Source organism: Lachnospiraceae bacterium KGMB03038 (genome assembly GCA_007361935.1).
Taxonomy (GTDB): Bacteria; Bacillota; Clostridia; order Lachnospirales; family Lachnospiraceae; genus Massilistercora.
The window spans coordinates 1,333,388-1,357,103 of record CP041667.1 but is presented as its reverse complement, the minus strand read 5'-3'; the positions used below and the strand labels follow the sequence as shown (position 1 = coordinate 1,357,103).

The window sequence follows — 23,716 nt, the reverse complement described above, 5'->3', positions numbered from 1 at the left end:
TCAGATCAACCTCTCCCCATCGGCATCGCCGCCAAGCTTCCGTCTTTATGGTACAATATCCCATTTTCACTATAGTATGAAGGATTTCCTTCCGCCGCCTGGATAAACAGCAGATTTGGCATCGCTGAAAACGCGTCCGCCTCAATTTCTGTAATATTGGCTGGAATATACACTTCAAATATTTCTTCCTCGATTCCCGCATATGCTCCTTCTCTCAGTCCTACACAACTTTCATGGGCAGGGAGCGCTACTAAGCCATCTGTCAATACCAGCGCCCTATCCGAATAACCGCTCACGTACCCCGTACCGTCACAAAAATATCCGGGGAATTCCTTCCACCCCGCATACAATTCCACAGCCTTTTCCTCTTGCACAGCCCCCGAAAACGGCATCTCGCACTCCGGATCCAAATACCATCCGTCAAACGCTTTTCCCAAACGCTTGGGCTCCTCTAACGCTTCCAGGCTGAATGTGCCAATTTCAAAAATCTGTTCCGTTCGCTCCGGCTGTCCTCCGTTTCCGTGGATAATCACCTGGATATCCGTGACAGCCGCCGGCTCCTCTGACACTTTTTCCATTGTTCTGTCTGAAAGCGCGGACACAGAAGCTGGAACCTTCCGGCCGCCGGCTCGTTCCCTGGCCTCTTCCCGCGCTGTTGGAGCAGCCGTTTCCGCCAAAGGCAAATTGACCGCCTTCTCAATCCACTCCTTATTTCTTCCAAAACTCTCCTTTTCAGGGAGCTTTGACAGCACATTTATTTGATCGGTCTTTGTCTCCCACTGGTCATATACAGGAAGCTGAAGCTCCAGGGCAAACGTCTGAAATCCTGTCATACAATGAGCCAAAAGACAGAACAGCCCTATTTCCAGCCACAAGACCAGCCGGTTCCAATACGTTTCTGCTCTTTTCGATTCCTGCAGCACTTTCCAACGTTCCAGTACTATTTCCATATCCATCCCTACCTCTCACTCAATATAACACATATTCCGTTTTTTCCGAAACTTCCTTCTCCCGCTCGTCTTATCTCCCCGGCGGTATGGCTTCCAAACTTCCATCTTTCCGATACAAAATCCCATCCTCGCTGTAATAAGCAGGATTCCCTTCCGCCACCTGGATAAACAGTAGATTTGGCATGGAAGAAAAGGCGCCCTTTTCAATCTCTGTGATATTGGCCGGCACATACACCTCGAAAATTTCTTCCTCAACCCCGGCGTACGCTCCTGCCCTGAGCCCCACACAGCTTTCATGGGTAGGAAGCGCCACCAAGCCATCCGTTAATACGAATCCTATATCGGAACAGCCGATCACATATCCCATCTCATCACAGATATACCCCGGAAATTCCTTCCATCCAGCGTACAATTCTATCGCCGTCCCCTCCTCCATCCTTCCGGAAAAAGGCATTGTACACTCTGGATCCAGATACCATCCGTCAAAGATTTTACCCAGGCGCTTTGGCCCCTCTACCTCTTCCAAATTGAAAGTTCCCGGTTCAAACATATAATCCGCACGTTCTGGCAATCCGCCGTTTCCGTATAGAATCAATGCTATTTCCGCCGGAACCGGAGGGGACTCCTCTTTCTCTTCTGCTGTGGATTCCACCAGCGAAGAGCCCCTGTTTATGGTCTGGCCTTCTGTGCGCCCTTCCGGCTCCATATTTGCCCTTCCAGTCCCTGGAACACCCTTTCCTTCCTCTTCTGCACTCCCAAGCGCCGCAAAGAATACGCTCCTATCTACTGCCGCCTTTTCCACAATGCTTTTCCCGTCAGGTACGGCCGTTCCAATAACTGTCAGGCAATCGGTTTCCAACTGTGTCTGTTTTCCTCCTGTCCTTCCCATATCCAAAGGTATCAGCTGCTCCGTCTGTCTTATCATGCCATAACTGACTGTCAGCAAGAACAAGACAGCTCCAAAACCCAGAAACGCCAGATTCCAGTCTTTCTTTCTGTTCTGCCGACCACTGGTTCTTTCCGCCCAATTTTCTCCTCTTTCTGCCGCAATCTCCATTTCATCACCTGCCTTATACTTTCATTATATCTTTTGACTAACAAGAAAAAAAGTGGCATTTTGACACATCAAAACACCACTTTCTTGAAATTTTACAATTCTAGTCGACCTGCAGCAACTGATACAGTGCCTGCGCATATAGTCTTGCGCACTGCATCAGTTCATTCAAATCAATAAATTCATCTGCCTGGTGAGCCAATTCCGGTTCGCCCGGAAATACCGGCCCAAAAGAAACAAAATTCTCCACATCACGGCAGTAGGTTCCGCCGCCGATAGTGATCGCCTCTTCTCTCGTCCCGGTCACATCTTCGTAAACATCCAGAAGAATCTGTACAAGCTGAGCATCTTTTGGCACATAAAGCGGCGGCCGTTTCTGCCAGTATTCCGGGCGAAATCCATACTTCTCGCAGGTCAAACAGATAGTCTTCCAGACTGTATCCAAATCAACATGGACAGGACAACGGATATCTACCTTCAGTTCACTGTGCTTTTCTTCCACATTCAGGATTCCCAGATTCATACTAAGTTTTCCTGAAAGCTGATCCTCACAGGCAATTCCCAGATTTCTTCCCTCCCAGCCGTCTCCAAACAGGGCATCTAGATTTTTGAAATACCCCCTAGTCTTATAATCCGCAAACGGCAGATCCTTTAGAAACCGGAGCATGGACAGAATTGCGTTTTCTCCTAGCCATGGCTGCATAGCGTGGGCACTGACACCAGGAAACGCAAGATAAAGATTTCCCTCGCCTATCTTCGCAGTCCCTCCGGGAATCTTTTCCTGGAACTTCTTATGAATCTCTTCCAGCTGCTCCCTGGGACCGCCAATCCATACCTCCGCAATATTGGGTACTGCGTTTACAACTGTTCCGCCTGTGATTCGAGTCACGCAAAGTTCCTTCGGATTTGGCAACTCACGTTCCGTCTCGATCTGGAATCGCAAGATCCCTTTCTCCGCATGGATGACAGAAAACATCCCATCTGGGGAGAACCCAAGATCCGGGCCTTTTTCCTTTGTCAGATAATACTTGATACAACGGTGGCCTGTCTCCTCATCACAGCCAATGATGTGTCGTACATGATTCTTAATAGGCAGGCCGCTTTCCTTCACAGCTTTCATTGCATAGAGTGCGGCAACCAACGGGCCCTTGTCATCAATCGTGCCCCTTCCGTACATTTTCCCGTTCTCAATTTCTGGAACAAAAGGCTGCTTTGACCAGCCGTTCCCCGGCGGGACCACATCGATGTGAGATAAAATTCCTATCTCCTTTCCCTTTATTCCAAAATCTACAACAGTAGCGTAACCATCATAGTCCCTGACTTCAAAACCTAGTTTCTCAGCTAATTTTATAAGTTCGTTTAGCGCGTTCCTGATCTCCTGTCCAAATGGAGCCCCCTCTTCCGCATTCTCTGGACTGAGCACACTTGGAATTTTAACTAGTGATTCCAATGACTCAATCATATCGTTCTGATAAGACTTTATAAGCGCATCAATTCTTTCCTCCATTTTTAACTTCTTTCTCCTTCTCTATAAAGCAGCCCTTCCAGATCACACACCTGTTCCAAATTCCAGGCTTTCATTTCTTCTTCCGGAGGTCGTTCATACAGTCCGATTCGGCTGAATGTCCATCCTGTCTTTTCTTTCATCTCGACAAGATACTCCGCTTGCTTCACCGCCGCTACCATCGAATCTATAACTGGAATATGAAACTTTTCTTGCATCTCTTGGTAAAATCCAAACTGCATAGTACAACCAAGAATAATCACCTCTGCTCGGTCTTCCTCTACCGCTCTACAGATCTCCTCCTCCATCCGACTTCGAGTTTCAGCTTCATTTTCATGAAACTCCAGCACTCCAAGATCAAGACTTCGAAAAGAAGCAAGCTTCCGCCCCAGGCCATATTTATGTATATTTTCTTCCATCTGAGGAATCCATTTCTTCCTTCCTACAATCACAGAAAATTTATCCCCTAAAACAGCCGCCAGATACGCGCTTGCTTCTCCCGGTGCTGTCACAATGATATCTTTTGAGATTTCCCTGGCTTCATAAAGACTAGGGTCATCAAAGCAGCTAATGATACAGGCATCAAACCCATCCTTTTCTGCCTGAAGAATTTCCTTCAATATCTCTCTTTGATTAACGGCCTGATAAAAATGGTATTCCATATGGCTAGTTCCTTTGATAATACTCTTTACCTCAAGGTCGGTCTTCTCATCAAGAAATGGCCGTAGATAATCTAAAATCTCCTGATTCATAGAGTCATAAGCCACTGATTTCAAATACAGCAGTCTTCGTCTTTTCATCAGTCATTCCTCCACTAATTTATTAATATCCCGCAATTCCCAGTTCTGAACAGATTTTCCTCACTTCTGGATCTTTGTAAACTCCATCTTCCTCCAATACTTCTCCGTCTAAAATGATAGTCGGATTCAGGACAATGCCATCCGTATGAGAAGCAGCACTCCAATGTTTGCCGCCAATAGTGATCCCCTGGCTTCCAATTCCAAATTCCATACATCCAAACACTCTTTCATCCTCTACAATCCGGCCCGTTACCGCACGTACCCCCGGATTAAACCCCTGAGAATAATGTGCCAGCCGCAGCATGTTTGGATCATCAAAAGAATACAGCCAATCTTTATAAATTCGAGCCTCTTCTCCTCCAGTCACATCTACAATTCGCCCTTCTTTAAATTCAATATTAATCTGTTCTTTCAGAATGCCCAAAGTATCTGGCGGAAATACTGCTCCGTCAAATACAAGTATTCCTTCAATAGTTTCTTCCAACGGACAAAAACTCGTTTGTCCACTAAGCATAACCGGATATCCCTTCTGCGTGGCCTTAATTCCAGAATGCCGAATCTTTCGTCCTCCCAATCGTCCTTTGAGATCCATTCCCTTTTTGGTCATCACATGAATTTCATCAGCTGCTTCCAAACGTTTTTTAAAATATTCTCCAAGCTCGATTACTTTATCTACATCTACTTTGGCGATACAATTTACCAACATCTGAGTATCAAGTCCTGTCGCACAAATGTACCTGGCTCCGTTTTGGTCTACCGCTTTTCGATAGGCTGGCCCATGCATGATAGAAGCATACGCCAGTTCAATCCACACATCAGCACAGGCAATGGCCTCTGCCACTGGCTGCGGCGGATCTGCATAGAATCCGTCAGCCGTCGGGTAGTAGAGAACCGTAGGTATAACATCTGTTGCATATGCCGCTTCTGTCAATGCATGAACAACCCTCTCATCCACACAAGTATCGTAAGTAATTACCAAGTTCTCCCCTGGTCTGCATAACATAATATCATGTACCAGTTTCATCGCTCCTTTCGCTAATTCCAGCCGGCGATACTCATCTCTCATTTCTACGCCAATATTCCATTCCATAAAAATATCTCCTTATTCAATTCAAATTTTTTCTGTAACTTTTTATTTATTTTGCATTTCTAAATCTGTATTGCTCGTACTTTTCATAAATATCAGGAAGCTTTAAACTTTCCCATTCTAATTTTTCTCTTGTCTCCCGAATCTTATCTTTCCGTATCACAGCTCTTATGTATGTTTCTCCATCTCCCATAGCTCCCTGGACAATATTCCCATATGGGTCTACAACAGAAGTCGCACCACAATAATCAACATCTCCAGAAGCGCGGTTTAAGGCCACTACATAAACCTGATTTTCGGCAGCACGCATTCTGGCACATAATAGAAAAAGTTCTTTCCATCCTTTGATCCACGCACTTGGATACAGAATTACATCTGCGCCCATATTAACCAAAGGCGTCGATACTTCAAAAAATCGCATATCTTGACAAATCAGCAATCCAATATTCCATCCTTTAAACGGAATTACTGCAAGCTCGGTCCCTTTATTAAAAAAATCACACTCTTTATCCCACAAATGGATTTTTTTAAATTCACCTAAAAGTTTTCCCGTCTCATCCCAAAGGCATGCAGCATCATAGAATTTTCCCTCTCGATAAATATTAATTCCCGCCATTATCGCAATACCGTATTCCTTTGCTAACGCCTCAAAAAACTTTTCTTCTTCTTTTGACCTACTAGCACTGTCAAATTCATATCCACTGATACATAATTCCGGAAAGCACAAAAGATCAATGTCATCTTTTGCATATGCTTCCGTTAATTTTCTTAAATGTGCGCAATTCCTTTTTATATCTCCTTCTATTACAGAAAGCTGAACAAGCCCAATCTTTAACATTCTGCTCCCTCCTGTCTGCTATACATCTAGCCATTCGCTAATAACCCGCGCCAGTATGGTTCTGCATAAAATTACAGGCTTTCCGGAAATCTTTTTCACCATCTTTTTTGCCTCTTCTGTATATCCAATACAATCCATCACAATTAAGTCAGAATCAATTTCTTTTGCCTTCTGCGCAGCCTTGACCAATTCTTCCTGATCACCATAAGGATTCGCGGCTATTGGAGTAACCTGCTCCATAATGGTTCCCCATTGATCATATGCCTGCTGTATCTGTTCTGCCTCAGGTGTAATCAATATCATATTCGAGCGTTCGCTGACCGCTTTTGCTATTCCGTTCAAAATCTTAGACGGATAGATCAATGGTACCTGTGCTTTAAATATATCTGGAAAAGATCCGGCGCATAAAAAGACTATCAATTCTGCTCCAGCGTTCTCTAACTGAGTAATACATTCCTGTAACCGCTCTAGGATAAACCGTTCACCAAATTTTGCAAATCCGCCGTCTCGCAAACGGGACACAAGCACATAATCATCCTTTTGGGGCTCCATTTCTTTAATTTCTTCCATTGAAAGTCCATCTAAAGCTCCTGCTTCCAAAACTTCGACTTCTTCTCCCAAAATTCTCTTCATATCGCCCATAACGTCAGTTCTCGGAGATTGTCCTATTGTTACTGCTCCTATTTTCATAATCACACCTGCTTTCTCGTATCAAATTCTAAATACATCCAAAAATCTTTTCTCTGACCTCAGAACACTTTACAAATATCGCTGTAAAGCTCTGGCAGCCTATATTTAAGATAAGGTATCTCTTCTCTTCTTTGTTCTACAACGCATGTGGAAAGTTCTATTTCTTTTATCCCTTCTTCATCGCTATCAAGACAACTTATTATCTGCCCAGATGGGTCTGCAACTGTGGAGAATCCACAGCGATCGCTTTCGTATTTTGCCCTGTTTACACCCGCCACATATAATTGATTTTCTGCTGCCCTTGATGCAAGCATCGTTGACCAAAATTTCTGATATGGATGCGGCCATGCGCTTGAATAAATAAGAAGCTGTGCACCTTTTGCCGCAAGTATCCTGCTCAATTCTGGGAATCCCAGATCTCCGCACACCAGCAGACCAATCTTCCATCCTTTATATGTAAAAATTTCTACTGTGGAACCCGGCTCAAAAAATTCCCGTTCCTCTCCCCAAAGATGTATTTTGTCAAAACAGTGCAGCATTTGCCCGTTCTCATCCCAAAAGCAGACCGTATCAAAATGCTTTCCTTTTCTTTCATCTGCAATTCCCGCAACAATCGCCACTTTGTTTTCTATCGCTAATTCACTAAAAAAAGCTTTCTCATCTATTGAAGTAGCCGCTGTTTTTTCAAAGTCATATCCTCTTACACAAAGTTCGGGAAAACAAATAATGTCCGCGCCTTTTCCTTTTTGAGTCTGCATAATAGAACGGATTTTTTCCATATTATACTCTGCGTTTCCTTCTGCTACTCCCATTTGTACCATGACCAATTTGATTTTTTTATTTTCCACAGTAATCACTCTCCCGCTTCATGACTCTTTTTTGTTAAAACATAATATCCATAATAAGTTACTCCCGCTACAATAAGACCGTTCACCGCGGATACTCCTATCACAATGACAAATGAAGTTATATAACACGTAACTGCTCCAATTAGAAAGCAGATAACCCCTGCTGTATTAAAATTTCTTTCAACCACATATTTCTTCTTATGTATAAGATAGTACTCAACCCAAAGTACACCTGCAATCGGACCGTAAATCACACTGATCAAATTAAGAAAACTCTGGAAATACTGGATTACATTGAACATAGCAAGAACTGTTCCAATCATGCCTGCTACAAAAGTCAATGTACTCCTCTTTTGATTTGGAAAAATATTATTCAATGCTAATCCGCCAGAATACGCCCCACTTAGATTCGTTGACCATGCGGCACCTATTAGGATAACAAATGCTATCCAATTAAACCCGAGCTCATATAGAACATCGACAATATTATATGACGGCGCAGTCATTGCTATAATTGCCGTTCCAATCTCCTGAATTGCCGCAATCCCTCCGATGCCAATCAAACTGATAATTGCAATGTGACTTTTCTTTTTCTTACAAAATCTGGTATAATCACAGGAAATTATCGACCCACACATAATCAACCCCACAACCATATTTAATCCACTCATGATCCCCATATTCTCTTTAGGAACATAACTCCATATATCCGCAAGGCCATATGTGTTGGATGTCTTTATTAATCCCCATACAATAAGAATCAGTATTGGCGGTATCAAAATGTAATTGGCCCACGCAACTGAATTAAACCCTTTTGCCGCAAAAATCGTCATAATAATTCCAGCGATAACTACAATCAATTTATAGTTGTCCATCTGAGGAAAAATTTTCTGAACAGACAAAGCAGCCAAACTTGTCTGAATACCAAACCACCCAAACAATGAAATACACATAACACCTGATACAAGAAACTTATTTGCATATTTCCCAAATGCCATCTCTGTTAGTTTGTAAGTGGTCAACCCCTCTCTCATTCCAATAATTCCTTGAATGTAAAAAATAGCCACTAGTATCAAATTTCCTACAATGATCACAAATATTGATTCCTGTAGAGTCAGTTTCTCGATTAACCCTCCGCCTACCATAAGTGTAGAAACTGCTACATTCATACCCAACATCGCAAAAAGCGGTCCTGATAACCCTTGCCGTTCTTCATCCGGAATCCGTTCTTTATCAATGTTTTCCTTTTGAATAGCTTTCTCCATTTTCGCAACTCCTTTCTTTTCCGTTTGATTTTCTTTTTTTGTATTATATCATGAACAAATCCACAATCATGGTGTATATGTTTACACAAATATCGAATATAAATATACAAATCATACACCATTCCAAATTGCAATTTGAATTATTCGTATATTTTTGGTAAAATTTATTAAATACCATAATATTTAAAGGAGTTACAGAAAGTATGACGGTACGAGATTTATTTAGTTTAAACGCCGAAGTCTTTAAAGAATTTCGACTTTTAGCCGGCGCCAAAGGACTGGATAATGAAATAAAGGATGTCGTCATTATGGAAGTTCCTGACGGTATCTATTGGATTAATCCGGATAATTTTGTTATTACAACCGGATATTCCCTAATGACAAAAGAAATATCTATCGAAAACATGATTCAAATCATGATATCACGCAAAGCCGCTGCATTGGGCATTAAAATTGGGAAATATATTGAGAAACTTCCCGAGAAAATAATAGATTATGCAAATGAGCACAATTTCCCAATCATCAGTATTCCTCTCGCCTTTACCTATAACAGTATGGTATTTCCCATTCTTAACAAATTAAAAGGCGAGGACAGTTATCAATATTATATTGTCAAAAAACTCCGCGAAGAATTAAATTTATTAAAAAGGACAAATTTCAACATCACCTCTCTAATCCGATTAATTGAAGACTATACAAACCAAAAAATCTTCTTATACTGGGCAAGTAATTTAAGTCTTATTAATAATACTGATAACGTAGATAATACTGCACTTAAAAAGAGTATCCTTGATAACATATCTCAAATATATGTAGCAGAGCGTCCTTTTGAGATTTCATCAGATACGGTCTCTTATGCAGTATTTAAAGTAGAAAGTCTGGCAGAAGTTCTGGCTTTTCTCTGTATACGCATGGAATACGGGCAATTATTAACTCCTGTTAATGAAATCCTTATTAATGAGGTCCTCCCAACTGTTTGCATCTATTTGCTGACAAATTTGCACACATCTGCAAAATACTATAAGTCTGCAGATGATTTTTTCCTAAATATCTTAGACGGAACATATACCGGAAATGAACTCAGACTAAAGGAAGATGCTTCTTATTTGAACATAGATTTTCGAGCTTCTCGCTTTGTTTGTGTAATAGATACAACGATAAAAACAGATGATGAATTTCATACTTTTAGAGAAAAAATCACATCTGCTCTAGCAGCATATACTTACCACTTCATTGGTCAAAAGCATGGAAATCAAACCACCTTAATTTTTGAGCTAAAAAATTCTCAGAATATCCAAAAAACATATGAATCTTGTTTTCAAAGTATCTTGGGGAATCTCAAAAAAAGATTCCCAGCAGAACATTTTTCAATTGGAATTGGAAAAGCCTGTCAATCTTTAAAATATTTGAATTACGCGCATGAGGAGGCTTTATTCGCAATAAAAATAGGCAAAAAACTCTACGCACAACAGGACGGTATCTATTTCTATGATAATTTTATGATTTACCACTTGTTATATGAAATTTCAGACCATCCTACTTTGTCTAAAATTCATAAAAATACAATAGAACGGATTCAAAAATATGATCTCGAAAACAACACAGCGCTTCTTAAAACTTTAGAAATGTTAGTTGACTGTGACTTCAGTATTTCACAAACTTCTGACCGGCTTTATATTCATCGCAATACTTTATACAAACGGATAAACAAACTGAATTTACTGCTAGATTTCGATATTGACAACTCTGAAAACCGACTTATTTTGCAAATTGCCCTAAAACTTCACAAGATATTAGAATAAGAGCCTCTCACAAGTTGCAATATCCTTTGAAAAGCCAAAAATGGACTAAGTATTTCAGAAAATAAAAAAGAGGTGCCGCTGATCCGCGACACCAACTTCTCTTTTGTATAGCCCAAAATGCCGGTTCCTGTATTTTGACTCCTAGCCGCAGCCAGGTGGGTGTCCGCATCTGCTTTTTTGTCTTCCTCTGCCTTTGGAGGCTTGACATATTACAGAGATATAAGAGTCCCGTTTAAAGTTTTGTAGGTTCAAAATTACAGGAGTTGTCGTACATCCCAGGTTTCCATCTGAAAGTATTATAACGCATTTACATAGATTTTACAACTCATTTGCAGGAAATTCAGATTTTGGGAAATTTCTTTCCTAAACCTGCGGGCCTGCAGGAACCAAAGCTTTTCCAGCTTCATTTCCTTCATATTTCTTAAAGTTCTTGATAAATCTTCCAGCCAGGTCTTTTGCCTTTTCTTCCCACTGAGACGCATCTTCGTAAGTATCGCGAGGATCCAGGATATTAGCGTCAACGCCGGGAAGCTCTGTCGGGACTTCGATGTTGAAGTATGGAATCTTCTTTGTAGGCGCCTTCAGGATATCTCCGTTCAGAATCGCATCGATGATTCCACGAGTATCCTTAATAGAGATACGCTTGCCGGTTCCGTTCCATCCCGTATTTACCAGATAAGCTTTCGCTCCGCTTTCCTCCATTCTCTTCACAAGTTCTTCCGCATATTTGGTCGGATGCAGCTCCAGGAACGCCTGTCCGAAACATGCGGAGAAGGTAGGTGTAGGTTCTGTGATCCCACGCTCTGTTCCCGCAAGTTTTGCGGTAAATCCTGACAAGAAGTAGTACTGTGTCTGCTCTGGAGTCAGGATGGAAACCGGAGGCAGCACGCCAAACGCGTCCGCGGACAGGAAGATGACCTCTTTCGCTGCCGGAGCGGCGGAAACCGGACGCACGATCTTCTCAATATGATCGATCGGATAAGACACACGAGTATTCTCTGTCACACTCTTATCATTGAAATCAATCTTTCCGTTTTCATCTACCGTTACATTTTCAAGAAGCGCGTTGCGCTTGATGGCGTTATAAATATCTGGCTCAGACTCTTTGTCCAGGTTGATGACCTTAGCGTAGCAGCCGCCTTCAAAATTGAAGATGCCATTGTCATCCCAGCCGTGCTCATCATCGCCGATCAGGAGTCGCTTTGGATCTGTAGACAACGTTGTTTTGCCAGTTCCGGAAAGTCCGAAGAAGATTGCGGTGTTCTCTCCGTTCATATCTGTATTTGCAGAGCAGTGCATAGATGCGATGCCTTTCAGCGGCAGGTAGTAGTTCATCATAGAGAACATACCCTTTTTCATCTCTCCGCCATACCAGGTGTTCACGATTACCTGCTCCCGGCTCGTGATATTGAACATTGCTGCCGTCTCAGAATTCAGTCCAAGCTCTTTGTAGTTCTCTACTTTTGCCTTGGAAGCATTATAAACTACGAAATCCGGCTCGAAGTTTTCCAGTTCTTCCGCGCTGGGACGGATAAACATATTCGTTACAAAGTGTGCCTGCCAGGCCACTTCCATGATGAACCGGATTGCCATACGGGTATCTTTATTGGTGCCGCAGAATGCGTCCACTACAAAAAGTCTCTTATTGGAAAGCTCTTTGATCGCAATATCTTTTACTGTATCCCATGCTTCCTGGGAAGCCGGATGATTGTCATTCTTGTATTCATCGGAAGTCCACCAAACAGTATCTTTGGAATTCTCATCCATGACAATGAACTTATCTTTTGGAGAACGTCCCGTATAAATACCTGTCATGACATTGACTGCGCCAAGCTCTGTCACCTGACCTTTTTCATAACCTTCCAATTCCGGCTTTGTTTCTTCCTCAAACAACAGTTCATAAGAAGGATTGTGCACAATTTCTGTAGTTCCGGTAATACCATACTTGCTCAAATCAATGTTCGCCATCTTACACTCAACCTCTTTTCTTTTATTTTTCATTCCCCTGCACTTTGTATGCGGGCAACATTCTTTATTATTATCGCATTGCTTCGCAAAAAAGTCAATACTTTAACAATCTTTTTTCGAAAGTTTTTCTTTTCCATTATTCATTTATATTTTATTCCCTCGAAAAATAGCCGCAAAAAATCTATTAAAATGCAAGTCCATTCCAAAAAACTTGCATTTTAGATCCCGAAATACTTCTGGTTGATTTTACGGATCATGATCACATAGATCACCAGGGCAGCGAAAAGAAGTATCATCATGATCAAAAACAGCTGATCTGCTCCTCCAATATACACGTTATACAGGTCTACCGCTCCGTAAAGTGTGGCGATGATCCCGAGGATCAGAAGAGGCCACTGGACCTCTTTGCAATATCCCTTAAAATCTTTGCACTTTTTCGGATTCACATCTTTTGGGAGCAGGATCGACGTACTGATCTCTCCCTTAAATTTCAGAAGATAATATCCATATAAACAGTACAGTCCACATCCAACACCAACAATGCCAAACAAACCTTCCATCTTATGTTTACTCCTTTTTTTGAAATAATTCTTACAATCTTTTTAGCCCAATTTCTGCAGTCCCAGGATCTGCTTTACTGTTTCCTTCATCTCTTTTGGCCCGCACTCTGTTTTATGCCGGATCTTCGCGCCTAAGATTTCCCGGACAGCCTTTGGCACAGGAATTCCCGACACCTTCTCTAATTCAGGCAAAAGCTCTATCTCATCCACATCTTTGTATTGCTCAGCAACTGCCGTCAGTACTGTCTTTGCGAACTTATAGGGACTTGCGGTGGAAATGACTACATATTTCCCAACCGTTCTATCCTGCGCCTTCACTTCTTCGCATACTTTTGCCGCCACGGCCGTATGAGGATCTATGAGATATCCTGTTTTTTTATAGACCTGACGGATCCAGGAGGCTGTCTCCTTCTCTGTGGCGTATCCAGCCAGAAAATCTCCCAGTTTTCCGCGCATTTCTTCTGGAATCTCATAATGTCCGCATACTTTTAACTCTTCCATCCATCTCCGGGTCTTCTCGCTGTCTCTTCCAGAAATCTCATAGATCAGCCTCTCCAAGTTGCTGGAAATCAAAATATCCATAGATGGCGATATGGTCACCTGAAACTTCCGATTCTTATCGTAGACTCCGGTCTGAAAAAAATCAAACAGGACCTTATTGTCATTGGAAGCGCAGACAAGCTTATCAATGGGCAGCCCCATCTGTTTCGCGTACCAGGCCGCCAGAATATTCCCAAAGTTTCCTGTCGGCACCACCACGTTTATTTTTTCTCCCGAAGCAATTTCTTCATTTTCCAGAAGTTTTGCGTAAGCATAGACATAATATACGATCTGAGGCACCAGCCGGCCGATATTGATCGAGTTGGCAGAAGAAAACTGATAGCCTCTTTCTGCCAGTTCTTTAGCCAGATCTCTATCTTCAAACAAAGCCTTTACTCCACTCTGGGCATCATCAAAATTACCTGTCACCGCGGCCACATCCACATTTTTCCCCTTCTGGGTGATCATCTGCAGCTTCTGGACCTGGCTGACGCCATCCCTTGGATAAAAGACGATGATCCGAGTTCCTTCTACATCCGCGAATCCCGCCATGGCAGCCTTCCCCGTGTCACCGGAAGTAGCCGCCAGAATTACGATCTCCTTGTCCACCTGATTTTTCCTCGCCGCCGCCGTCATCAAATGGGGCAGGATTGAAAGAGCCATATCTTTAAAGGCGATCGTCGCCCCATGGAAGAGTTCCAGATAATACACATCTCCCGCCTTGGCAAGGGGAGCGATCACCTCTGTATCAAACTTTTCGTCATAAGCTTTCTGAATACAGTCTTTTAACTCCTCTTCTGTAAAGTCCGTCAGGAACCGCTTCAAGACTTCCAGAGCTGTCTCCTGGTAGTCCATACCCTTCAGGCGTTCCAAGCTCACATCCAGCTTTGGAATCTCTTCCGGCACAAACAATCCTCCATCCGCCGCAAGGCCGGTAAGGATCGCCTCCGATGCTGTTACTTTGACCTTAGAATTTCTTGTACTTTGATAATACAGACTCATGCTTTCTCCTTTTCTTTGCCTGTCCTTCGAAACACAATAAATAGGGCCGCGCTCACTGCCATCAATATGGGGTAATACAGATGCGGCAGGATTTCAAAAGGTGTAAGCCCGGTAAGGCTGGCCGCCGATAACAATTGGGCTCCATAAGGGATCAGTCCCTGCCCTACAGAGGTAAAAATATCCAACAGGGAAGCGGAACGCCTTGACGATACTCCAAATTCTTCGCTGATCTCTTTCGCGATAGGCCCTGACATAACAATAGCCACTGTATTGTTAGCCGTGCAAAGATCCACCAAAAGGGCAAGTCCCGCGATTCCGGCCTCCGCTCCTTTAGTCCCTTTGATCCGCTTTCGGATCAGATTCAGGATAAAATGGATCCCTCCCGCTTCTTTCACCAGGGATACAATGCAGGCCACTACGATAGAAATTACCGTAATGTCATACATTCCCGTTACTCCCTCTCCCACCGCTGAAAACATCGTAGCCGGGCTTAAGCTTCCCGTGGCAACGCCGACTGCCAGGGACACCACAGTGCCTCCCAGCAATACTACAAACACATTGATCCCGATCAGCGCTCCTACCAGCACCAGGATGTATGGAACGACTCTCCAGATATTGTAGGTCAATTCCTCTGTCAGTTCAAAATCCCCATGCATGGTAGTGACAAAAAACAAGACGATCGTGATCAGAGCCGCCGGAAGAACGATCAGAAAGTTCTCCCTGAATTTATCCTTCATCTCACATCCCTGAGTTTTTACCGCCGCAATGGTGGTATCCGAGATCATAGACAAATTATCGCCAAACATAGCGCCGCATACCACCGCTCCGATACAAATGGCCAGGTCAAATCCTGTCTTCTCACTGATCCCCGCGGCGATCGGCGCAAGAGCCGCGATCGTCCCCATAGATGTTCCCATAGAAACGGAGATAAAGCACCCGATCACAAAAAGGCCTGCTACCGCAACCTTTGCCGGAAGTATGGACAGTCCCAGATTAACCGTACTGTCCACGCCGCCTGCCGCGGTCACCGCGCCGGAAAAAGCGCCGGCGCACAGAAAGATCAGACACATTGTAATAATATTCTCATCCCCTACGCCTTTCGAGATAATCGTGATCTTCTGGGCAAAGTCCAGATTCCTGTTCTGCAGAAACGCTACCGCCAGAGCGATCAAAAACGCTACGATCGCGGGCATTGCGTAGAAATCCCCTGTCAGGATCCCAGATCCCAGAAATATTATCAGAAATACACCTATGGGCAGCAATGCTGCTCCATTCCCTCTCTCATTCCCCACGTCTTTTCTCCTTTATTTCTTACTGTTGGTATATTTGACCAGGCCTCCGGCCGCGATCAGCTTCTGCATAAATTCCGGGAAGGGCTGTCCCTTGTACTGGGTTCCCTTGGTATGGTCATAGATCGTACCCGTATCGAAATCTACTTCCACCTCATCTCCTGCTTCGATCTCTTGTGCCGCTTCCGGACATTCAATGATCGGCAGTCCGATATTGATGGCGTTCCGATAGAAGATCCTGGCGAAGGTCTCTGCGATGACACAGCTTACCCCGGCCGTTTTCAGGCACAGCGGCGCGTGTTCCCTGGAAGAACCGCAGCCAAAGTTTTTATTGGCCACGATCATGTCTCCTTTTTGCACTTTATTGACAAACTCCGGATCGATGTCTGCCATTGCGTGGCTCGCCAGCTCTTCTGCGTCAAAAGAATTCAGATATCTGGCCGGGATGATCACATCCGTATCTACATTGTCTCCATATTTAAATACATGTCCTTTTGCTCTCATGCTCTGTCACCTACTTTCTCTGGATTGGCAATATAGCCCGCGATCGCGCTGGCCGCCGCCACTTCCGGGGACGCCAGATAGATCAAGGAGTCTACATGTCCCATTCTGCCCACAAAATTCCGGTTTGTGGTGGACACACATTTCTCTCCTGCCGCCATCACGCCCATATGGCCGCCCATACAAGGGCCGCAGCTTGGAGTGTTGACCGCGCATCCCGCATCTACAAAAATATCCAGAAGTCCTTCCTTCATACACTGTTTATAAATCTTCTGTGTGGCGGGAATGACCATGACGCGCACGTCTCTATGGACCGTATGTCCTTTCAGGATCGCCGCGGCTTTGCGCATGTCATCCATCCGGCCATTGGTACAGGAGCCGATCACTACCTGATCGATCTTGATCGGATCCATCGCCTCGATCTCATCGATAGTCTTAGCATTGCCCGGCAGATGAGGGAAAGCCACCGTTGGACGGACCTTTGCAAGATCGATCTCGATCACCTCATCATACTTGGCGTCCGCGTCTGCTTCGTAGATCTTATATTCTTTCTTGGTATGTTCCTGCAAATAAGCCTGCGCTTTTTCATCCACCGGGAAAATCCCGTTCTTCGCTCCCGCCTCGATCGCCATATTGGCCATGGTAAAACGGTCGTCCATAGAAAGATTCGCGATTCCGTCTCCGGTAAATTCCATAGATTTATAAAGGGCCCCATCCACTCCGATCTTTCCAATGATATGGATGATGATATCCTTGCCGCTTACATAAGGGCTTGGTTTTCCTGTCAGCACAAATTTCAGGGCGCTGGGAACCTTGAACCACAGTTCTCCCGTTGCCATTCCAGTAGCGATATCCGTCGTTCCCACACCTGTCGAAAATGCTCCCAGAGCTCCATAAGTACATGTATGAGAGTCTGCGCCGATGATGCACTCCCCGGCGGCCACCACGCCCGCCTCAGGAAGGATCGCGTGCTCTACGCCGGATTTGCCCTGCTCAAAATACCAGGTCAATCCCTGCTCTTTCGCGAACTCGCGGATCGCTTTTGAATTCTCCGCTGATTTAATATCCTTATTCGGAGTAAAATGATCCGGTACCAGGACTACCTTATCCTTATCAAATACCTGTTCCGCCATTTGACTAAAAATCGGCAGCGCCATTGGCCCGGTGATATCATTTGCCATAACCACGTCCAGCTTTGCCTCGATCAACTGGCCGGCTTCCACACAGTCCAGGCCCGCGTGAGCAGCCAGGATCTTCTGCGTCATTGTCATTCCCATCACGACAACCTCCTGTTCTTCTACTTAGTCTTACAGGATATTTTAACACAGATAATCAAGAGGGCGCAAGAAAAGATGCACAATAGGGCAAGAACCATCAAGTTCCCTTCATCTCCCGTCTCCGGGGCCTGGGAGGGTTCTTCTGGAGCGGCCGGTTTCTCCGCCTCTGGTTCTGGACGCGGCTCTTCCGCTTCTGGTTCTTCCGGCTCTGGCTGCGTTCTTTCTATTTCCGGTTCCGGCTCTGGTTCTTCCACTTCTACGATTTCCCGGTCTCTTTCCTCTTCCGCGTTATCTGCCCGCACGACCACCTCATTTTCAATTTCCCGCCCGATAACCGATTCATTGGTAATGGCCACCTGGTATTCCACCGTATACTTTTCTCCGCTTTCAGGGCCTCTTAAGAATTCCCCCGGCCGGATGGTATATGAATTTCCCTGGACTGTGATTTTCGCGCCGGATATGACGCGCTGATCCTGATCTAATAAGACGACGGAATTTTTCTGAAGCTTTACTCCGTCTGTAAGAATGGTATCTGTAATAACTACATTTTTGGCCACTGCATCCTGGATCCGCTGAGTCACGTCAATGGAATACGTGATCAGATCTCCCAGCTCGTATTTTTTCCCGGATTTGTCTGCCTCTTTTAGAATTTCCAACTCCGGGGCCGGAATCCAGGCCGTCTCCAGGGAAACCGGCTTCACCTGGGCCGTTACCAATGTTCCTGTCCCAATATGCTGTCCCCCGCTTCCGGTCTCAAAGACCAAAGCCCTCCATTTCTGCCGGTTCTTCCCGTACAAGTTACCTGTCCGGAAGCTGCCGCCATTGCAATATCCGGCATCGGCGCTCAGATAAAACTGGTCGCCGCCGCTGACCGCCGCTTTACCCTGACTCTTCGTACCTTTGGTCACATTGACCAGCGTTACCCCTTCCGGCAGGGGAATCTCCACCTGATTGCCCGGATCACCGCCGCAAAGGACCAGCTCCGTCCGCTGTACCTTCTCTTCCGGGCTGAAATACGCGGTCAATTTTGACTTTGAAAAGCTCAGATCCGGTTCTGGAATCTCCGGCAGTTGTTTGATCACATTGGCACACCTGATAATCTCCGCCTGTGTCTCCTTGCTCAATCCCAGGAACACATCGCTTCCGCCGGTGCATCCTCCATAGATGTAGGACAGCAGGCAGTGGGAAAAGCAGTAAGCCCCTTCCTTTCCCGTCCACCCGCTTGGATATTCCTTGGCCAGATACTCTTGATATCCTGGCCCGCCGTAGACATAATACAATCCCTTGGCAAGAAGCGAATCATTGTCCAAAAGATCCGCCGGAAAAGACCCGCCGTGAGGGGAATCTTTGTCCGGCTCCAGGCAATACCCCAATTCTCCATCAATATAATAGTAAAACGTGGAATATCCTTCGTAAAAAACCTCTTCGCCCCGCTCCAGCGACACCGTCTGAGCCTGGGCTTCCATCTGAAACATCTCTCCTAATCCGCTCCAGATGCATAAAGCCAGCAGGGCGCCTGCAAATAACGACCATTTCTTCTTCATATGTTCTCCTTTCTCCATTTTGAGACAGACGGATCCTGCCGTCAGTCTCTTCTCATGACCTGATAGTTACTGACGAAAAACTATGCCCCCTTTCTTTCTCTGACTGCTCGCTTTGGAAATCAGGGATGACGACTCCCTCTGGGGATACCCCGTGAAAAAAAGAATTGAATAAATTTCTTAGACGAGTGCTATTATCATAAATGGATTTCAAACGTTTGTCAATAGAAGAGGGGGCTTTCTTTTGGAAAGTCCCCTCTTTGGATTGATTCTATCTTTTGTTTTTCATCCGTCTTCGGATTTCTTCCAGCATATCTTTGTGGTTTCTGGACTCCATTTTCGGGAATGCCTTTAAAAGTCTGGCGCTGACTCTGGTCTTAGGAAGAGACAGCTCCTCGTATCTGATCCGAAGTTTGCGCATCGCTTCTTCCAGGCGTTTCCGCCCTTCTTCCTGCTTTTCTATCGCATCGGTCACATTTTCGTAGATATTGCTTCCCACTTTATCTGACAGCTCCCTCAGTTCTTCCGCCACCTTTTCCATAGCTTCCAGCTGGCGGTTCAGCTTCAGGATCGCGGAGACTGTCACAGACAGATCAGCCGCCAGCGCCGCTCCTAAAAGAACCAGAAGCGCGATCCCCAGAGGGACGGGCAGAAATTCCATCCCTTTCCGAACCACTGGATGGATGATCTTCATGATCACTACACATCCGACTCCCCAGACCAGCGAAAATGGAAGACATACATAGCCGCCGATATTCAATGGCTGATCGGAATAATCCCACCATTTATGATGAAAGATCCGATCCAGGATCACGCCTGTCATCCACTCCAGCAAAGTCACCAGGAGCGCAGAAGCCATATACAGCGGGATCAGATAATCTTCCAGCGGGGCGAGAATCCATACCACCATCCCGACTCCGACCCCATAGACTGGACAGATGGGCCCGTTTAGGAATCCCCTGTTTACAAATCTTCCTGTCTTAACAGCCGCAAACGCTACTTCTGTACACCATCCAAGAAATCCATATACGAAAAACGACAGTAAAAAATAGTAGATTTCCATCTTCATATCTCCACCTCGGCATCCTTCCATTAACAGATCGCATTGTCAAGGATACTTCACATTGTCAGATGTGTCAAATAATGCTATTATTATAGAGAATTATTATCGAAAACACAAGAGAAAAATGGACAGAGGTGTATGACATGACGCTAAAAGAAGGACAAAACAATAAAACCTACCGCGTTCTTTCCATTGATATTGATCTGAAAGTGGAACGCCGGCTGGAGGCCCTTGGCCTTACGGAAGGGACTCTGGTCACCATATTAAACAATGATAAAAAAGGCTCTCTAACCGCCAAATTCCGGGGCGCCCGGTTCGCTCTCGGGAAACGGATCGCGGATCATATTGAAGTTGGGGAGGTTTAGACAATGGGAAAGGAAATCACCGTTGGATTTATCGGTAATCCAAACTGCGGAAAAACCACATTATTTAACGCATTTACCGGGGCCAATCTAAAAGTGGGAAACTGGCCTGGCGTCACCGTAGAGAAAAAGGAGGGGCGGACCACTTACCAGGGACAGGGATTTAAACTGATCGACCTTCCCGGCACCTACAGCCTGACCTCTTACACTATGGAGGAAACGGTGGCCAGAGAATGTATCATGAGCGGAGAGGTAGACGTGATCGTCAATGTGGCAGACGCCTCCTGCCTGGAGCGCAGCCTGTACTTGACGCTCCAATTGATCGAACTGGGGAAACCTGTGGTCCTCGCTTTAAATATGATGGATATTGTAGAGGAACGGGGAATGGAGATCGATCTTCACCGGCTTCCGGAGATGCTGGGAGTTCCGGCCATTCCAGTCTCCGCCCGGAAGAAGACCGGTCTTTCTATTCTGATGCACGCTGTTGCTCATCATACAGAATATCAGAGCCAGGGCCCCTTCATCCATCATCACAAGGACAAACATTCTTCCCATCCGCATAATCATCACGAAGAATATGCCATGGTCTATGAAGACTACATTGAGGATAAGATCGACCAGCTCATGCATCTGCTGGAAGATCAGTATCCCAGCCTGGAAAACAAGCGCTGGTACGCCATCAAATTATTGGAGGGCGACAAAAACATTTCCCAGGCCTATCCTTTGGAACTGTCCGGAATCATTGACCGCAGCTATGAGAAAGACATTATCAATCAGAAATATGACTTTATCGAAGAAGTGATCGGAGAAGTCCTGGTAAACAAAAGCAAAAAAGAAGCTTCCACCGACAAGATCGACCGGTATCTGACCAGCCGCTGGCTGGGCCTGCCAATTTTTCTGCTTATCATGGCGCTGGTGTTTTTCTTTACCTTTACTGTCGGAGACTGGCTGAAGGGATATTTCGAGACTGTGCTGGAGCTGTTCTCAGGCGCCGCGGCAGACGGCCTTGCCGCCGTTCACACAAGTCCTCTTCTAACTTCTCTGGTGGTGGACGGCGTGATCGCCGGCGTAGGCGGAATCTTAACCTTCCTGCCCAACATTTTCATCTTATTTCTGGCTCTCGCCTTATTGGAAGACAGCGGATACATGGCCAGAGTCGCTTTCGTCATGGATGATATCATGAGTCGCCTGGGGCTTTCAGGCCGCGCCTTCCTTCCCCTGCTGGTAGGATTTGGCTGTTCCGTGCCGGCTGTCATGGCCTCACGGACCCTGGAACATAACAAAGACCGGTTCAAGACTATTTTGATCACCCCGTTTATGTCCTGCAGCGCCAGACTTCCGATCTATGTACTGTTTTCCTCTATGTTTTTTGGAAAATATGCCATGATCGTATGTTATTCTATGTACCTGCTTGGAATTGTCGTGGCGATCACCACAGCTTTTATCATCTCAAAGATAGATGGAAGCCGGGCAGAACACGCCCTTCTGATCGAACTGCCCGAATACAAATCTCCCAATGCCAGGACCATCGGCATCTATGTTTGGGAGAAAGTAAAAGATTATCTGACCCGCGCCGGAACCGTCATTTTTGTCGCCTCCGTCATCATGTGGATCATCCTAAACTTTGGTCCGCAGGGATATGTCACCGATATCAGCGAAAGCTTTGGCGCTGTGATCGGACGGGTGGCAGTTCCCCTGTTCCGCCCGGCGGGTCTTGGCTACTGGCAGATCATTGTAGCTCTCATCGCCGGCATAGCCGCCAAAGAAGTGGTAGTATCCAGCTGCGGCGTCTTATTCGGTATCCAAAACATCGCCACCGACCAGGGCATGGGAGCGCTGTCCGCCATACTTGCCACCATGGGCTTTGGACCCGCAAACGCCTATGCGCTGATGGTCTTCTGCCTGCTGTACATTCCGTGCACAGCTACCATCGCAACTATTCACCGGGAATTGGGGAGCTGGAAACAGACCATCGGCATCATCTCATTCCAGCTGCTGGCAGCCTGGGGAATGAGCTGCATTGTGTATCATATCGGGCTTTTGTTCTAATTGGGTACAGGGCATTATTAAATTGGGGACGTAGTAAAATTGAATTTTACTACGTCCCCAATTTAATCAGTAATACCCCCGATACAGATTCATATACATATGCACATTCGTACTGATCCAGCGATACAGCGCGTTTATCCACCGCTCTCCATTCCTGGCCGGACACATTACATAATCCATTCCAAATTTTCTTGCGTAATGATCGGCCTTGCGCAGATGCCATCGGTTTGTCACCACCGCACAGCTTCTCAGACCATTTTGTTCCATGATTTCTCTGGCGTACATCATGTTATGATAAGTGCTGACCGCCTGGTCTTCCGTCAGGATATACGCCTCTTTCACTCCTAATTCTTCCGCGTATTTTTTCATTACTTCTGCTTCTTTGAAAGAATTAAATACTGCTCCTCCTGAGAACAACAATTTTTTTACTTTTCCATCCTTCCACAGTTCTGCCGCTTTCTCTACACGAGTCCGCATGATCTTCGAGGGCTTTCCGTCTCGATCAGCAGGATATCCGCAGACCACCGCGCAGTCATATTCCGATTTTTTCCACTTGGTTACAGGCCAGCGAAATACCAGTGAAAAAACTGTCCAGTGAAAAAAAAGGAAAAAGGCGGCAGTGATTTTCAAAATCCTTTTCGCTCTCTTTTGCTCTTTCATTTTTCCCTCCGCTTCCAGGCTATTTTTTAGAACTCCCTTTCCATAAAGGAAGCTCTGCAAAAAATA

21 protein-coding genes and 1 other RNA gene are annotated in these 23,716 nt (G+C 45.2%); 3 read left to right on the top strand and 19 right to left on the bottom strand.

Annotated features, from left to right (window positions below; genetic code table 11):
• Nucleotides 1-5: 5 nt before the first annotated feature.
• The 9 genes from FND36_06455 to FND36_06415 form a co-directional block, all read right to left on the bottom strand.
• Nucleotides 6-950, bottom strand: a complete 945-nt coding sequence (locus tag FND36_06455) for an InlB B-repeat-containing protein (protein ID QDW73706.1) — start codon at nt 948-950, stop codon at nt 6-8.
• Between the two features lie 70 nt (nt 951-1,020).
• Nucleotides 1,021-2,007: a hypothetical protein gene (locus tag FND36_06450; GenBank protein QDW73705.1), complete on the bottom strand. Its 987-nt coding sequence runs from the start codon at nt 2,005-2,007 to the stop codon at nt 1,021-1,023.
• A gap of 100 nt (nt 2,008-2,107) precedes the next feature.
• A complete protein-coding gene (gene pepV / locus FND36_06445; GenBank protein QDW73704.1) occupies nt 2,108-3,511 on the bottom strand; it encodes a dipeptidase PepV in 1,404 nt (467 codons plus the stop codon).
• 2 nt (nt 3,512-3,513) lie between these two features.
• Nucleotides 3,514-4,308 (bottom strand): hydantoin racemase, encoded by a 795-nt coding sequence (locus FND36_06440; protein ID QDW73703.1) that lies wholly within the window; start codon nt 4,306-4,308, stop codon nt 3,514-3,516.
• A gap of 22 nt (nt 4,309-4,330) precedes the next feature.
• Complete coding sequence (locus tag FND36_06435) at nt 4,331-5,398, bottom strand: hypothetical protein (protein QDW73702.1); 1,068 nt, start codon at nt 5,396-5,398, stop codon at nt 4,331-4,333.
• A 46-nt stretch (nt 5,399-5,444) separates the two neighbouring features.
• Nucleotides 5,445-6,224 (bottom strand): carbon-nitrogen hydrolase family protein, encoded by a 780-nt coding sequence (locus tag FND36_06430; GenBank protein QDW75560.1) that lies wholly within the window; start codon nt 6,222-6,224, stop codon nt 5,445-5,447.
• Between the two features lie 27 nt (nt 6,225-6,251).
• Entirely contained in the window at nt 6,252-6,923 is a 672-nt protein-coding gene (locus FND36_06425) for an AroM family protein (GenBank protein ID QDW73701.1), read from the bottom strand.
• A gap of 59 nt (nt 6,924-6,982) precedes the next feature.
• Nucleotides 6,983-7,771: a carbon-nitrogen hydrolase family protein gene (locus tag FND36_06420; GenBank protein QDW73700.1), complete on the bottom strand. Its 789-nt coding sequence runs from the start codon at nt 7,769-7,771 to the stop codon at nt 6,983-6,985.
• 5 nt (nt 7,772-7,776) lie between these two features.
• On the bottom strand, nt 7,777-9,036 hold the full coding sequence (locus tag FND36_06415) for a cytosine permease (GenBank protein ID QDW73699.1): 1,260 nt from the start codon (nt 9,034-9,036) through the stop codon (nt 7,777-7,779).
• A gap of 203 nt (nt 9,037-9,239) precedes the next feature.
• Here FND36_06415 and FND36_06410 point away from each other — a divergent pair, with 203 nt between their 5' ends.
• The gene (locus tag FND36_06410; protein ID QDW73698.1) at nt 9,240-10,838 is read left to right on the top strand and encodes a hypothetical protein; all 1,599 of its coding nucleotides are present in this window, start codon (nt 9,240-9,242) and stop codon (nt 10,836-10,838) included.
• 105 nt (nt 10,839-10,943) lie between these two features.
• Here the strand turns inward: FND36_06410 and ssrS are convergent.
• The 9 genes from ssrS to FND36_06365 all read right to left on the bottom strand — a co-directional run bounded on the left by ssrS (nt 10,944) and on the right by FND36_06365 (nt 20,579).
• Nucleotides 10,944-11,123: non-coding RNA, 6S RNA (gene ssrS / locus FND36_06405), on the bottom strand.
• Between the two features lie 78 nt (nt 11,124-11,201).
• On the bottom strand, nt 11,202-12,806 hold the full coding sequence (pckA, locus tag FND36_06400) for a phosphoenolpyruvate carboxykinase (ATP) (GenBank protein ID QDW73697.1): 1,605 nt from the start codon (nt 12,804-12,806) through the stop codon (nt 11,202-11,204).
• 218 nt (nt 12,807-13,024) lie between these two features.
• Nucleotides 13,025-13,366, bottom strand: coding sequence for a hypothetical protein (locus FND36_06395; GenBank protein ID QDW73696.1), 342 nt, complete (start codon nt 13,364-13,366; stop codon nt 13,025-13,027).
• A 42-nt stretch (nt 13,367-13,408) separates the two neighbouring features.
• On the bottom strand, nt 13,409-14,908 hold the full coding sequence (locus FND36_06390; GenBank protein ID QDW73695.1) for a threonine synthase: 1,500 nt from the start codon (nt 14,906-14,908) through the stop codon (nt 13,409-13,411).
• Nucleotides 14,905-16,200, bottom strand: coding sequence for a Na+/H+ antiporter NhaC family protein (locus FND36_06385; protein ID QDW73694.1), 1,296 nt, complete (start codon nt 16,198-16,200; stop codon nt 14,905-14,907). The genes FND36_06390 and FND36_06385 overlap by 4 nt, the downstream gene beginning before the upstream one ends.
• A 12-nt stretch (nt 16,201-16,212) precedes the next feature.
• Nucleotides 16,213-16,701, bottom strand: coding sequence for a 3-isopropylmalate dehydratase small subunit (gene leuD / locus FND36_06380; protein ID QDW73693.1), 489 nt, complete (start codon nt 16,699-16,701; stop codon nt 16,213-16,215).
• Nucleotides 16,698-17,975 (bottom strand): 3-isopropylmalate dehydratase large subunit, encoded by a 1,278-nt coding sequence (gene leuC, locus FND36_06375; protein ID QDW73692.1) that lies wholly within the window; start codon nt 17,973-17,975, stop codon nt 16,698-16,700. The genes leuD and leuC overlap by 4 nt, the downstream gene beginning before the upstream one ends.
• Nucleotides 17,976-17,995: 20 nt before the next feature.
• A complete protein-coding gene (locus tag FND36_06370) occupies nt 17,996-19,519 on the bottom strand; it encodes an isopeptide-forming domain-containing fimbrial protein (GenBank protein QDW73691.1) in 1,524 nt (507 codons plus the stop codon).
• A 268-nt stretch (nt 19,520-19,787) separates the two neighbouring features.
• A complete protein-coding gene (locus tag FND36_06365; protein QDW73690.1) occupies nt 19,788-20,579 on the bottom strand; it encodes a hypothetical protein in 792 nt (263 codons plus the stop codon).
• A 143-nt stretch (nt 20,580-20,722) separates the two neighbouring features.
• On the opposite strand from FND36_06365, the gene FND36_06360 reads away from it, so the two are divergent.
• A complete protein-coding gene (locus tag FND36_06360) occupies nt 20,723-20,944 on the top strand; it encodes a ferrous iron transport protein A (protein QDW73689.1) in 222 nt (73 codons plus the stop codon).
• 3 nt (nt 20,945-20,947) lie between these two features.
• Nucleotides 20,948-22,990, top strand: a complete 2,043-nt coding sequence (gene feoB, locus FND36_06355; GenBank protein ID QDW73688.1) for a ferrous iron transport protein B — start codon at nt 20,948-20,950, stop codon at nt 22,988-22,990.
• A 66-nt stretch (nt 22,991-23,056) separates the two neighbouring features.
• On the opposite strand, the gene FND36_06350 is transcribed toward feoB, so the two are convergent.
• Nucleotides 23,057-23,650: a YdcF family protein gene (locus FND36_06350; GenBank protein ID QDW73687.1), complete on the bottom strand. Its 594-nt coding sequence runs from the start codon at nt 23,648-23,650 to the stop codon at nt 23,057-23,059.
• Nucleotides 23,651-23,716: the final 66 nt, after the last annotated feature.

Bases quoted from the DNA above. Each gene is read 5' to 3' on its own strand.
- FND36_06455 (QDW73706.1), bottom strand. From the start codon at position 950: ATGGAAATAGTACTGGAACGTTGGAAAGTGCTGCAGGAATCGAAAAGA.
- FND36_06450 (QDW73705.1), bottom strand. From the start codon at position 2,007: ATGGAGATTGCGGCAGAAAGAGGAGAAAATTGGGCGGAAAGAACCAGT.
- pepV (QDW73704.1), bottom strand. From the start codon at position 3,511: ATGGAGGAAAGAATTGATGCGCTTATAAAGTCTTATCAGAACGATATG.
- FND36_06440 (QDW73703.1), bottom strand. From the start codon at position 4,308: ATGAAAAGACGAAGACTGCTGTATTTGAAATCAGTGGCTTATGACTCT.
- FND36_06435 (QDW73702.1), bottom strand. From the start codon at position 5,398: ATGGAATGGAATATTGGCGTAGAAATGAGAGATGAGTATCGCCGGCTG.
- FND36_06425 (QDW73701.1), bottom strand. From the start codon at position 6,923: ATGAAAATAGGAGCAGTAACAATAGGACAATCTCCGAGAACTGACGTT.
- FND36_06415 (QDW73699.1), bottom strand. From the start codon at position 9,036: ATGGAGAAAGCTATTCAAAAGGAAAACATTGATAAAGAACGGATTCCG.
- FND36_06410 (QDW73698.1), top strand. From the start codon at position 9,240: ATGACGGTACGAGATTTATTTAGTTTAAACGCCGAAGTCTTTAAAGAA.
- pckA (QDW73697.1), bottom strand. From the start codon at position 12,806: ATGGCGAACATTGATTTGAGCAAGTATGGTATTACCGGAACTACAGAA.
- FND36_06395 (QDW73696.1), bottom strand. From the start codon at position 13,366: ATGGAAGGTTTGTTTGGCATTGTTGGTGTTGGATGTGGACTGTACTGT.
- FND36_06390 (QDW73695.1), bottom strand. From the start codon at position 14,908: ATGAGTCTGTATTATCAAAGTACAAGAAATTCTAAGGTCAAAGTAACA.
- leuD (QDW73693.1), bottom strand. From the start codon at position 16,701: ATGAGAGCAAAAGGACATGTATTTAAATATGGAGACAATGTAGATACG.
- leuC (QDW73692.1), bottom strand. From the start codon at position 17,975: ATGGGAATGACAATGACGCAGAAGATCCTGGCTGCTCACGCGGGCCTG.
- FND36_06370 (QDW73691.1), bottom strand. From the start codon at position 19,519: ATGAAGAAGAAATGGTCGTTATTTGCAGGCGCCCTGCTGGCTTTATGC.
- FND36_06365 (QDW73690.1), bottom strand. From the start codon at position 20,579: ATGGAAATCTACTATTTTTTACTGTCGTTTTTCGTATATGGATTTCTT.
- FND36_06360 (QDW73689.1), top strand. From the start codon at position 20,723: ATGACGCTAAAAGAAGGACAAAACAATAAAACCTACCGCGTTCTTTCC.
- feoB (QDW73688.1), top strand. From the start codon at position 20,948: ATGGGAAAGGAAATCACCGTTGGATTTATCGGTAATCCAAACTGCGGA.
- FND36_06350 (QDW73687.1), bottom strand. From the start codon at position 23,650: ATGAAAGAGCAAAAGAGAGCGAAAAGGATTTTGAAAATCACTGCCGCC.